10 protein-coding genes and 1 pseudogene are annotated in these 12,444 nt (G+C 66.4%); 3 read left to right on the forward strand and 8 right to left on the reverse strand.

What is annotated here, in order from left to right:
• Window positions 1-101: 101 nt before the first annotated feature.
• The 3 genes from ACZ5K7_RS45050 to ACZ5K7_RS45060 form a co-directional block, all read right to left on the reverse strand.
• Window positions 102-944, reverse strand: a complete 843-nt coding sequence (locus tag ACZ5K7_RS45050; protein ID WP_075032050.1) for an MBL fold metallo-hydrolase — start codon at window positions 942-944, stop codon at window positions 102-104.
• Window positions 945-1,236: 292 nt separating this feature from the next.
• Complete coding sequence (locus ACZ5K7_RS45055; RefSeq protein WP_468923769.1) at window positions 1,237-2,202, reverse strand: zinc-dependent alcohol dehydrogenase family protein; 966 nt, start codon at window positions 2,200-2,202, stop codon at window positions 1,237-1,239.
• A 103-nt stretch (window positions 2,203-2,305) separates the two neighbouring features.
• Complete coding sequence (locus tag ACZ5K7_RS45060) at window positions 2,306-2,929, reverse strand: TetR/AcrR family transcriptional regulator (RefSeq protein WP_468923772.1); 624 nt, start codon at window positions 2,927-2,929, stop codon at window positions 2,306-2,308.
• Between the two features lie 183 nt (window positions 2,930-3,112).
• On the opposite strand from ACZ5K7_RS45060, the gene ACZ5K7_RS45065 reads away from it, so the two are divergent.
• The 3 genes from ACZ5K7_RS45065 (at window position 3,113) to ACZ5K7_RS45075 (ending at window position 4,738) form a co-directional block, all read left to right on the forward strand.
• Window positions 3,113-3,529, forward strand: coding sequence for a nuclear transport factor 2 family protein (locus ACZ5K7_RS45065; protein WP_468923775.1), 417 nt, complete (start codon window positions 3,113-3,115; stop codon window positions 3,527-3,529).
• Window positions 3,530-3,657: 128 nt separating this feature from the next.
• The gene (locus ACZ5K7_RS45070) at window positions 3,658-4,074 is read left to right on the forward strand and encodes a nuclear transport factor 2 family protein (protein ID WP_468923778.1); all 417 of its coding nucleotides are present in this window, start codon (window positions 3,658-3,660) and stop codon (window positions 4,072-4,074) included.
• A gap of 73 nt (window positions 4,075-4,147) precedes the next feature.
• Window positions 4,148-4,738 (forward strand): flavodoxin family protein, encoded by a 591-nt coding sequence (locus ACZ5K7_RS45075; RefSeq protein WP_468923781.1) that lies wholly within the window; start codon window positions 4,148-4,150, stop codon window positions 4,736-4,738.
• Between the two features lie 1,132 nt (window positions 4,739-5,870).
• Here the strand turns inward: ACZ5K7_RS45075 and ACZ5K7_RS45080 are convergent.
• The 5 genes and pseudogenes from ACZ5K7_RS45080 to ACZ5K7_RS45100 form a co-directional block, all read right to left on the reverse strand.
• A complete protein-coding gene (locus tag ACZ5K7_RS45080) occupies window positions 5,871-6,584 on the reverse strand; it encodes a P1 family peptidase (protein WP_468923784.1) in 714 nt (237 codons plus the stop codon).
• A gap of 28 nt (window positions 6,585-6,612) precedes the next feature.
• Window positions 6,613-7,587, reverse strand: a pseudogene (locus tag ACZ5K7_RS45085) (low temperature requirement protein A); the annotation flags it as partial.
• Window positions 7,530-7,967: a hypothetical protein gene (locus tag ACZ5K7_RS45090; protein ID WP_468923787.1), complete on the reverse strand. Its 438-nt coding sequence runs from the start codon at window positions 7,965-7,967 to the stop codon at window positions 7,530-7,532. The pseudogene ACZ5K7_RS45085 and the gene ACZ5K7_RS45090, both read right to left, overlap by 58 nt.
• Window positions 7,968-8,171: 204 nt before the next feature.
• On the reverse strand, window positions 8,172-9,548 hold the full coding sequence (locus ACZ5K7_RS45095) for a SagB family peptide dehydrogenase (protein ID WP_468923790.1): 1,377 nt from the start codon (window positions 9,546-9,548) through the stop codon (window positions 8,172-8,174).
• A gap of 182 nt (window positions 9,549-9,730) precedes the next feature.
• Window positions 9,731-11,980, reverse strand: a complete 2,250-nt coding sequence (locus ACZ5K7_RS45100; RefSeq protein WP_468923793.1) for a TOMM precursor leader peptide-binding protein — start codon at window positions 11,978-11,980, stop codon at window positions 9,731-9,733.
• Window positions 11,981-12,444: the final 464 nt, after the last annotated feature.

Here is a 12,444-nt window from a genome sequence, read left to right on the forward strand (position 1 = left end):
TCGTCGAGGATCGCGATCTTCATGCGGGTGGCCATGTCGGCAACCTCCGTATTTCGTTGAGGTGATGCGTCTGTCTTCGCGGGGTGGCGACGCGGCGTGGCTCAGGCGAGCAGGCCCAGGGCGCTGTACCAAAGGGGTCCCGGGTTGAGCCGGTCACCGTGGAGCTTCGACATCTCCTCGAAGAACTCCAGCGGCTCCGGCTTGCCGGCCAGGAGTCGGATCGCGTCGCGCAGGTACTGCCGGGTCTCGTCCAGAATCTTCGGGTCGTCGGGCAGGTCTGCCTTCTTGTGGCCGGCGACCACGTGGCGCGGATCGAGTGCGGCGAGCCGGTCGATGCCGTCAAGCCACGCCTGAAGGCCGCCGTCACCGCCTTCGAGCATCATCAGGTGCACGCCGTTGTAGACCACGTCCCCCGCGACGACGAGACCGATCGACGGCACGTGCAGGACGCTGGAGTCGTCGGTGTCGGTGTGACCGGTCTCGACGGCCCGGAGGACTCGGCCCTCCAGCCGGAATCCCTCGGTCGGCACGGGCACGGCGAGGACCGGGGTGTTCTCCGGGACCCCGGGGAAGGTCTTCGCGAACCCCTTGTCCTTGCTCTCCAGTTGGCTGCGCATCTGCCGGATGGTGCCCTCGGTGGCGTACACCACGCTGTCGGCGTCGCCGAACCGTTCCAGCAGCGTCGCGGTGCCGAACCAGTGGTCGGGGTGGCCGTGGGTGACGTAGACGTACGCCAGACGCTTCCCTGAGCGCGCCAAGCCCTCGGCGACCTGCGCGATCTGGGTGTGAGTGAGCGGCGGGTCCACCAGGACCGCGTCGCGTTCTCCGGTGATCAGGGTGGATGAGATCGGGGAGGACACGATCCCGTCGCCGTTCGGCAGCTGAAGATCGATCTTCCGGGGAACGCCGTCAGAGACGAGGACTTCGTAGGACAGTTCGGGCATCGCGATACTTCTCTCGTGGCGGGGGCTGCCCCTCACCGAACGCGCGAATGAGCGGCGGTTTGCCTGGCGAGGGTGAGCACTATTGATCAGTGGATCTACATCCCACGGTGGAAACCCGTGGCGCGCGTTGCCGGCGTGCACGCGGTGGTCTGGAGAGCTCCGGCAGGTCAGGCCAGGCGCCGGGTTGTCATCGTCCCCGGCGGAATGGCCCTGATGCCGCTTCGAACGCCCTGCTACGGCTCGGCTCGCGTCCGCGCGGGACCCGCGACGGTGCGAGTTCCTCCGGAGATCGTCATGACCGGGCCACCTTGAGCAGGGTCTTTCCGCCGCGGACGACCTGCTCGATCGCCGTATGGATGTCATCGAGGTCGAACACGGCACCTAGCGGAACGAACAGGGCTCCGCTCGCGACCAGGGGCGCGGCCTCGCGGATGACGGGGAGCACCTTTGTCGCGTAGTCGAAATGGCCGGCGAAGAATCCGTGTACCGTCGCGCGCTTGCCGATCAGGGTCAGTGCGTCGACGGACATCGGCTGTCCGGTCGCCGAGGCGTAGCTGACGAGCGCACCGCCCTCGGACAGCAGGTCGAGCAGGCGGGCGGGAGCCTCGCCGCCCACCGAGTCGACGGCGAGCCCGACCCGGGCATCGCCGATCGCCGTGCGAACCTCTTCGACCGCCGTCGCGCCGTCGAGGCGGACGATGTCCGCGCCGGCCGCGGTCAGTTCGGCGAACACGGACTTGTCCCGGACGAAGTTGATCGTCCGGAATCCGCGGGCCTTCGCCAGGGCGATCAGGGAACGTCCGACGCCGGAGTTCGCGGCGTTCTGGACGATCCAGTCCCCGGGCCTCAGGTCGGCGTACTCGCTCAGGATCAGACCGGCCGTGGGCGGATTGCTGCCCAGCATCGAGAACTGCTCGAGGCTGCCTTCCGGCAGTCGGAACAGCCCGTCGGCGGGCAGCAGCAGCCGCTCGCGCCAGGCACCGGCGAACAGCGGCAGAACCACCAGGTCGCCCGCCGCGAGCGTGTCGACGCCGGGGCCCGCCTCGACAACCCGGCCGACACCCTCGTTGCCGAGGACCAGCGGGAGCGGTGGCCGCCCGAGCTCGCCCCTGACGACCTTGAGGTCGTGCAGGTTCAGCGGTGAGAACTCGACCGCGACCTTGACCTCGCCGGCGCCGGGAGCGTTCGGCTCCTGGAGATCGACGACGCGTACGACGTCCTCCGGCTTTCCGAACTGGGTGATCTGGATGGCACGCATAGGGACTCCCGGTGAGAGACGGCGAGCTCTTCTACACAGTCAAACTACACATTTTGCTTATATCCGCCGCTGCATGTCCGTCGTCGGACGAGAGGGGGGAATGTCAGCGCCGCACGTTCGGTGCGTCCGCCCTGGGGATCAGCTCCAGCGCCGATTGGGCCGTCTGCCGGAGCGTCGTGGCGTCGACGCCCGCCTTGGCCATGTTGTCGATGCCCCTGATCACGCTCAGCAGCAGATATCCCAGGGCCGTGGCGTCGGCATGCTCGGCCACTTCTCCCGCGTCCTGGGCGTCGCGTATCGCGGACGCGAGGGCGCCGGCGAGATCCTCGAACGCGCGACGGGCCGTGCCCGCCACCATGTCGTCCTCTCCGGCGCGGTCCGCGGTGACCTTGCTGAGGAAGCATCCCCGGCGGGGCGACTCGGTCGCGAAGGCGTCGGTGAGTGAGACAACGTAGTGCTCCAGGCGGGCCATCGGCGAGGTGAGCACCGCGTGCGGGCCCTCCCGCAGCTCCTCGCGGGCCTGGGCGACGAGGCCCTGGCAATAGTCGGAGAAGACGCGCACATAAAGGTCGTGCTTGTTGCCGAACGCCTTGTAGATGCTGCCCTTGCCCAGGCCGGTCGCATCCATGAGGTCATAGGTGGACGTGCCGTCGAATCCGGTGGTCCAGAACCGGTCGCGGACGACATCGAGCACGGTGGTCTCGTCGAAGCCTCGTTTTCGCCCCATGACCTCACCATACCTCATTGTGGTCCAGGTGGACCACAATGGTCGGCAACCCAGCCTTCCATGCCGGCACGGAGGGATCGCCTGACGCTCCTCGTTTTGTTGACCGACTGGACCGTTTCATGTTTCCGTTGTGGTCCAGTCGGTCAATAAAGCCGTGTCAGTCGGCAAACCTGTGGAGGACGGATGACTCAGAGCCGAACGAAGACGGAGACGGAGCGGAACAAGGCCGCCGTCCTCGAATTCCTGACGACCGCGTTCAACTCGAAGGACTTCACCGCGCTGGACCGGTACCTGCACCCCGACTACATCCAGCACAGCCCGGTCATCCCGCCGGCCAGGGCCGGGCTGCGCACGTTCATCGCGGACCTGCCCGACGCCGTCCGGTACGAGCCGGGAGCGATCATCGCCGAGGGAGACCTGGTCGTGATCCACGGCAGGTACTCCGGCAGCACCGAGACGCCCCTCGTGGCGGTCGACATCTTCCGCTTCGAGGAGGGCCTGGTGGTGGAGCACTGGGATGTCCTGCAGGACGAAGTGCCCGCGAAGGACACGGTGGCGGGCAACCACATGTTCACCAACCCGCAGGCCGGCCGGGCCTGAGGCACCGGACCGGCAAGGCGGCACGCGCCGCGCGGGCCATGCCGGCCAGGGGCTCGACCGGACTTGCCGTTCCAGGGCTGAGGCCCGACCGACACCTGATGCAAACGAAGAGACAAAGGACAAGGACGATGACAACAGATACGCAGACCCCGCGGACCGTGGCCAAGAAGTTCGTGGAGCGCCTCGCAAAGCATGACCCCGACGGCATCCAGGAACTGTTCGCCGAGGAGATCGACTGGCACGTCCCCGGCAGCGACGCGCTGCCCTGGACCGGGCGCCGTACCCGCCGGGAGGAGGTCGCACCGTACTTCACCACGATGTGGTCGCACTTCACGGACGGCCAGAGCAAGGCCGTGCCGGAGGGGATCATCGTCGACGGTGGTGACGTGGTGCTGCTGGCGGCCTTCACACACACCGTCGCAGCCAGCGGCAAGGAGTTCACCACACCGACGGCCATGCACCTGACGGTCGAGGACGGCCGGATTGTTCGCCTGCACCAGTACGAGGACACCCTGACCGTCGCCGAGGCGTTCAACGCCAGCTGAGCAAAGAGTACTCAAGGGCCCCGCGGCCCGGATCCCGCGCGGCCCGACATGCACATCCGAAGGAGCAAGTAACGTGACCACCCCTGTCGTCTCCATCGCCTACCACTCCGGCTACGGCCACACCGCCGTCATCGCCGAGGCCGTCCGCGATGGGGTGACCACCGCCGGCGCCACCGCCCACCTGATCAACGTCGAGGAGATCTCCGAGGAGCAGTGGAACCTGCTCGACGCCTCGGACGCGATCATCTTCGGCTCGCCCACCTACATGGGCACCGCCTCCGCCGTCTTCCACGCCTTCGCCGAGGCCAGCTCCAAGCGCTGGTTCAACCAGACGTGGAAGGACAAGATCGCCGCAGGTTTCACCAACGCCGGGGGCAAGAGCGGCGACAAGCTCAACACCCTGCAGTACTTCACCGTGCTCGCCGCGCAGCACCACATGCACTGGGTCGGCCTCGGCCTGATGCCCGGCTGGAACACCTCCACGGCGTCCGAGAACGACCTCAACCGCCTCGGCTTCTTTCTCGGCGCCGCCGCCCAGAGCAACATGGACCAGGGAGCCGAGGGCGTGCACAAGGCCGACATAGCCACCGCCGCCGAGCTCGGCAAGCGCGTCGTCGAGGTCGCCCGCGTCTACGCCGCAGGCCGCACCGCCCTCGCCGCCTGAGCGACCGACGCCGGGGCGGATGCGCGGCCCGGACCACGAGGTGGTGCTCGACGAAGCGCACCGGCAACTGCTCCGGACCGGGCAGCAGCACCGCAGACTCGCGATCAGCGACGCCAACATGAGGCGGTCACCGGCCTTGGTACTTACTGGTGGGCTCGCCTATTCAGCTGTCGCCAGTTCCTCGCGGAACCCATCCTGCTAGTGACCGCGGGTGGTCGCCGGAGGCGTACCGGCTCCAGGTTCCACCGGCCTCGGATGTGAGGCGTGTTGTGGTGACGTGGTGGTAGCCGAGCGCGTCGGCGACCACGGGGGCGGGCAACAGCCCCTGCTGGCGGATCGCTGCGGCCCGGCTGGCGGTCGTCGGGACACCGAGGTCGTTGATCAGCTCGGAGAGCGAAGGCCCGGCGCCGAGACATCGATCCGCTCCGGGTCACCACCCTCCGTCACTCGCATTGGATGCGAGAAGACCGCATCAGATGCGAGCCGATGAGCGATCTGCTGGTCAGTCAGTCGCATGAGTGACGGCGCCTGGCGATCACACACCGCGAGTCGCTGCCGTCGCTACCGCGTTCTGAGCCCAACGACCCTGATCACGAAGGGGGAGAGCGGCTCCCCGCGACGACGAATCGCGAACCGTCGCGAGTTCGCATCCGATGCAATTGGCGGCAGTTGGAACATCGGTACAGCGGTTACCGGTGAGATTGATCTTGAAGTTGCAGGACCCCGGCGAGGTGTGTTCGCCGGGGTCCTCCGCCTTCTGGTGGTCGGTCAGCGGCGGGGGCGCCAGCGAGTGAAGACCGGTCCTCGCATGACTGCGCGCGCCGGAGTCCGTGAGCCGACGGCTGATCTGCCGTATCGGGCGCCGTGGCGCGTCGCTGCTGCTGTTCGGCTCCCTCGTCGGCTTGTACGGGGCCGGGCAGCTCGCCGAACGGCTGCCAGACACCCGCGGCGTACGCCTGCTGCTGGCCCTGGCGCCCGATGGCGTTGTGGTCCTCGACGTGGATCGCGGCCGGGCTCATCGCTGTGGCGTGCGCATTCCGCCGCGACAACGACTGGCCCGGGTTCGCCGCCCTCACCGCGGTCACCATGCCGTGGATTGTGTCTTCCCTGGCCAGCTGGATCCCCGAGCGCATCAGATTGACCGAGGCTGACGATCGGCCCCGGACCTCCTCCATGGCACCATCCATTCGGCGAATACTGGCAGTGCCGCGATCTCGGCCAGACGCGCGGCCCGGTGGACGTCCTGCGCCGGACAGCTCACCCGCCCCTGCGACAACTCCCCGTACAGCGCCCCGGTCCCAGGTTCCACGGCCGACCCCGCCGCGTTGGCCACCACCAGCGCGGCCACCGTGACCCCCGAGTCGAGCACCGTGCTCGCGGTGCCGATCCCGCCCTTGACCGGCCCCGCGGTGGCTCCCGCACCGGCGCCCACACAGCCCTCCGGCACCGCGGCGCCCGCCTCGCTCGCCGCGGCCGCCTCGACCGCGGCCCGTCCGGTGGCCGTGTCCGGCCTGGCCCGGAGCCGCCGCGGCCGAGGCCGAAGACACAGGCGGCGGGCACCACCGGCACGACATGCGCCGGATCCCCCCACCCGCACCCCGCGTCGCTGTTCCTCCAGCCAGGCCATCACCCCGGACGCCGTGTCGAGCCCGTACGCGCTGCCGCCGGTCAGCACGATCGCCTCGACCTTCTGCACCAGGTTGCGCGGATCGAGCGCGTCGGTCTCCTTGGTGCCGGGCCGGCCGCCGCGCACGTCCACCGTGGTGCCGGTGAGCCAACCGTCGCCGGTACGCGTCGCGTGCCCCATCCGCAGCCCCACGACATCTGACCGAGCGTCAACTGTCATGGGGCCGGTCTCGTCCGGACCGGGCCGGTCAGGCGAACGGCGCTCCCACCGCCGTCTCGCGCTCCCGGGCCGTCGTGCGCGCCGTCAGTGTCTCGCCGGTCGCCACCGTCAGCGCGCAGACGAGACCGGCCGAGAGCACCGCCCACTCGCCCAGGAACATGCAGCAGATCACCAGCAGCGCCGCAGTCGGCAGTACCAGCTGCTGGGCGATGCCCACCTTGAAGTGACGCGCGTGCAGTGCCCAGACAGTGAGCAGATACAGCGCCGTCGGCAGGGTCACGGCCGCCGACGCGGACAGCGTCGAGATATGCGCCTTGCCCACGGACTGCTCGACCGCCACCTCCAGACCCGCACCGATCGCGGCCGCCGAGGCGAAGACGACGTAGTGGCCGTAACCCCACAGGAACGCCTGCCTGTTGGATCTCAGATGACCGTGGATCGGCACCACGAAGTAGATCCACCAGGCGGCGAAGATGATCAGCAGCCCGCCCGCGGCGATCGGCAGCAGTTCGCCCAGCGCGTCCTGCTCGTCGATGCCCGTCTTCACGGCGACCGTGGCAGCCGCGATGGTCTCGCCGAGCACGATGATCGTGAACAGCCCGTACCGCTCGGCGATGTGGCGCGGGTGCCAGGACGTGGGCTGGACCTTCTCCGCGTACGCCGGCACGCACATCTCGAGGACCGCCATCACCACGAACACCGCGACCAGAGTGTCCTCGGGCAGGACCACGAGGCCGACCCAGCCGATCTGGCACAGCACCACCCCGCCGGCGTACCGCAGGGCCACCCTGCGCTCCCTGCCCTGACTCGACCTGGCCACGCGCAACCATTGGGACACCGAGGCGAGCCGCATGATCACATAGCCCACCACCCCCGCCCGGTACTCGTGGTCCTCGAACGCCCGGGAGACCCCGGCCGCGAGCACCAGCACACCGGCGATCTGGATCAGCGTGACGACCCGGAAGAGCACGTCGTCGTTGTCGTAGGCCGAGGCGAACCACGTGACCCCTCGACCTTCGCCGGGACCGCTTCCAGCCCCAGCGCGACGGCCAGCAGCCGGCAGCACATGCCCTCCCGGCCCGCTTCCGACTCCAGCAACAACAAGATTCGCTGATAGTCCGGCGAGAGGGTCCGGATCGCCATGCCCGTCTCCCGCCGGGGCACCGTCGACCCTGCCACCGCGCCCCGCGCAGGCTCCGTGACCACGCACAGCGGCCCGGCCAGCACCTCGGCCACCGTCACCCAGGCATCGACCAGCCGCTGAAGTGCGCGCTCGGCGTCGCCGAGCGCGGCCTGCACCCGCTCGGCCTCCTCCCGCAATCGCGCGAGCTTTTCCCGAACTCTCATCTCCCGGGCTTCCAACAAAGCGAGCACCGACGGCACCAGCCACCTCCACAAGCGAGACGAACGGACAAACCACGCCCCTGTCTCCCGCTAAAAAACGGAGTTCATCCACCCCGGACCAACCGATCACGTTCGGAAAGCGGAAGGCGTCTCACACACGACAGGAAAGCGTGACCGCTCTGAGCCCATCAGAGACTTTGAGCAGGTTCACCGTGGCGAGCCGAAGTCATTATCTGCGAGTCATCAGAAGCGACGGTGCCACTCGTGATCATTGACGGCCTGCCACTTTTCGTGCTGAGCAGGAATAGGTTCTGTGGAGGTGTTGTTGAGGATGAACTCTCCGACGGGGACTTCGGTCACCGGATCAATCCCTAGGACGCGTTCGATTTCCGAAGAGTTGCCATTGCCCACGGCGCTTGCTGCCAGATTCATAGCGCATGCGATGAGGTACATCGTCTGGTAGACAACGCCGACGTTTTTCAGTGCCGTCGCGTAGGCCATACCCGCGTACTTCCAGGAAATGCGCTGAAGTCGGGACGTCAGGTTGATCAGTACATCGGGCCGTGATCCTCTCCCCGCAGCCTGTGTCGGGTACATCAGCAGAGCATGGCGGTCTTCCGTTTCGGCGTTCACCAGGGTGAGAGCATGACCGAGAGGATCATAGTGATAGATGCCTGACGGAGCACCCTCACACCTGTCGATCGTGACGTAGAACTCGAGATCGTAAGTGGCGCCCCCGCTGGGATAGGGGCGGGTGCTCGTCGGATAGGGCGCTTCTGTCATGTCCTCGGGGGTGATGGCACGAACTCGAGCTGTTCGATAGAGGAATTCACCGAGCTGGTCGATGGTGATAGGTTTGTCGCCCGGGCGCCGTAGCGATCTGCGAGCTTCTATGACGGATGTCAGGGGCGGGTCATTGGCAAGTACGGTCTCGAGTCGCGGCCGTGGCAGACCGATGACGGTGCCGAGCCGTGGACGGCGTACGACCGGCTGTGGCGGGACGACGCCTCGGAAGGGGAAGACACCACCCACAGGGTAGTCGTGGTGTCCGATCCGGCTCCGGGAGTGGAACAACATGTCGTGGAAGCTCCACTGTGCCAGCGCCGGGTTGCTGTCCTCGGGGAACGCGCCGCCGGTCTCCTCCTCGACGAACTGCGCTCCTGCTAGATGTGCTACGAGCGCGGTGACCTCTGCTTCGGATATGCCAAGCGCATTCGCGAGTTGTGGCGTGGTTGTCGCACTGCCGAGAGACTGAAGCAGAGCTGCGCCCTGGGCTGTACGTATTCGCAAGCGTAGGCCGGACCTTGGGGACTCCAGGATCAGACCATCGCCTTCGCGTCTGAGGAACGCGAAGCGGGACAGGCGCAGGGATCCGCCATTCAAGGGCAGCGGCCGGTGGAGTGGGGCGGAGACCATGGTTTCCATGACGAATACGTCGTGGCCCGCCCAGTCGCAGACGCGGTACTCGACCATGCGCTGCAATGCTGTGAACAGTCGGTCGTGTGAAGGACCCTGGCCCATGGGGGATGCGAGAGGTGACGGCTTGAGGAGGCGTTCCGGCTGGTCGGGAGATTCCTCTGGCGCATATGGCTGCCATAGCGCGAATCCGTCTTCCTCCATACTCCGGAGGATTTCGTCGGTGGTGTCCGGAACGCGCCGGAGGAATACCGAATGTTTGGCCAGCCGGATGTGTACGGTCCCTGGTTCCGGCCGGACGACGGTAGTTCCAGAGCGAAAGGCCGCGTAGACGTAGGTGGAACAGGGCACAGGGTGCGAGGCCGGTGAGGAGCCGTCTTCTTTTGTCACAGAAACATCCCGATGGGATTGAGGTTCTCTTCCGCGGTGGGACTTGTGAGCCATCCCATGCGGACCGGCACGTCAAACAGGCGGCCTGGGGCGAACCGGGGCCAGAAGTGACGCAGGCCCGGGATGAGGACCTTCGCTACCGGCATGCCGATGTCGGGGCGTGTCTGGTCGGCGACGAGAACCTCGAGGCCAGCTTTTTCCAGGGCAGTCCTGAGAACGGGACGGGCGGTTGAAGGTGCGATTGCCGTGGCGCGAGTGGATGTGTCCGCGCTCGACGGGCGCAAGTACTGCTCGTTCGCCACCGTGGCCGACTGCCACCAGTCGAAAAGGGCTTGCTCCTCCTTGGACACGCCTTGGCGTCCGGAGTTGGTGTGCGGTGCGTCCGCACGAGGCCTGAGCTGGTCCGCTTCTTCCGTCGCCTTAAGGACAGCCGTCCGCATGTCCAGTGCTGCTCCGAAGCCCAGCAGGATGCGTTCGCCGGCCTCTCCTGGGCGGGCGATCCGGGACACCGCAACAGCCGCAGAGATTCCCAGGTCCGAGGTGATGTCCAGGACCCAGGCATCCCGACCGGTACGCGCGTGGTCTTCCTGCCAGGTAGTGAGATGGTCCGAGCCGATGTCTCGGGCGGACACACTGGGTCGGGTCAAGCGGTTGTACCACCACAGGGCGACGCTGTCGCGCTCTATCAGCTCAAGTGTTCCCTGGACCACGGCTTCTGCCAGGGTTCCCCCTGCCGCGCTCCCGTTGGAGTCTCCCGAGTAAAAGGCTCCGACCGCACCCGGGAGTGGGTAGCGGTAGTACAGGGCAGAAGTCGGCACATAGACGTTACGCTGCCTCGTGAGCGACCATACCGGTGTCCAGTCGCATGGAATGGTGGGGTCATAACGCACGGGTACCTTGTGGAAGGCGACTCCGCGTTGATTCCAGGTGTTCCTGGCCGCGTATTGTCGTTCGCTGAAGAGTTGCAGAGCGTCAGGGTGGACAGTTGGGCCGTCCATTTCCTGTAAGGTTGCACGGACACGGTACTCGTCCCCTTGCCAGATCCCCGAAAAGCGCTCGATAGCCTCGGCCAGGGCCCCCGCCTCAGCCTTGATAGAACTGTCTCCTTTTCCAGTGCTCCGCTCCCGGAACGCGCCACGGCCTCGGCGGCCCTTAAGGGTGTGCAGAGCAAAGTTATGCCTTGCAGAGGAGACATGATGGGTTGCGTCATCGCTGGTCACCAATGTGAGGTCCGTTACGATTCCTGTGATGGGACTCACAAGGTGACCATAGGTGCGCAGTACGGCTTCAGGGGACAGGACTCGTCTGCCGGACTCCGCAAAGGCTTCGTCCTCGCCCGCCAGTACCAAGGGTCGTACGGCCTGGGCGGCGACCATACCGGAGTCACCGCATGACGGGCATTGCGGCCTGCGGGTCAGGCGGTGACGCTCGGACTTGAGCGACAGTGCGTCGAAGGTCAGGGCGAAAGAGTCTGCGGTGTCGGCCCCTGTTGCCCACCGCGCGATCCTCAGGGCGGCGAGTCGAGCCACTAGCGGTGCGACCACGATTCCGCCGAGAGGCATGTCGCTCGAAACGTGCTCGCCGGTTCGGGCTTCCATGTAAGAGGCTTCGATGTGCCGACCGGAAAGCTGCCAATCGGCACAGCGCCAGCATGCACCGGAGTTTGCACACAGCGGTGGGCTGACGAAACCAATGGCGCCGCTCAGTTTGACCACCCACAGAGGTCGTGATGTCCTGCGCGCCGCATCGCTCGCAGCGTGGAGATCTGGGTGGCGTAGATCCTCGGTGACAATGACTTCGACGTCGTGGTTGTCTCCGGCGAGGGGGTCAAGTACGCGGATACCGGCGTCAGACAGTGCCTCGGCCAGTGAATCCGTCTGGCACCCGTCTACTGCGGTAAGTCGTGCCGTCTGCATGCGCAAACGGTCCTTGGCTGTTTCGGCGTTGATTCCCGACCGCTCCCAATAGGCGGCGACCTGTATGTCTTCGACGGGTTCGCTCTCCATCAGGAGCCCTGCTGAGTGCAATTTGTCCAGTTGCGCCCGGATGCGGTCCGCCGGAAATACCTTCGACAACTGGTCGATCACTTGCTCACGCGTGAACCGACCGTCGAGTAAGGGAGCGATGGATTCGGCCATATCGCCGTGCAGAACCAAGGTCCGCTCACCGCGCAGCAGAAAAACACCGTCGCCCACGACTGTTTGGACGTCAATGTCCGGGCTGATCCGGATGAACTTCGCAGTCATTACACCACATTCACGTTGCACGGACGGAGAGACCGCAGTCATGTCGACTGCGGCCCTCGCCCTGTTCGATCGTAGGTCTCAGTCCTCCGAGAACCAGTCGGTCGCGAGGCCGCAGTAGACGCTCGTTTGGCCGTCTTCGACGATCTCGACCTCGATCTCGTCCGGGGCGCTGATCGACGTGTTGTTCATAGTCGTTCCTCCTGGCTTCGATTGGAGATCCCAACGTATGCGGCCGGATTGGGCCTCGTCACTTTTCAGAGCCAGCCGTGCCCATTCGGGCACGCGAAGGCGTTCAATGAGGCATGGACTGAACTGTGGCCAAGGACGCTACGCCTGCCAGAAATGACGTCATCGCGCAGTCGTTCGCTGCTGTGTATGCGCTGTCCTGCAGGGTGCAGGCGGTAACCATTACGATGGAGCGGGCTGCGTGCAGCGCAAACTCTGGGCGCCGAGCAACCCAGGCG

Source organism: Streptomyces sp. NPDC031497, from assembly GCF_055580905.1.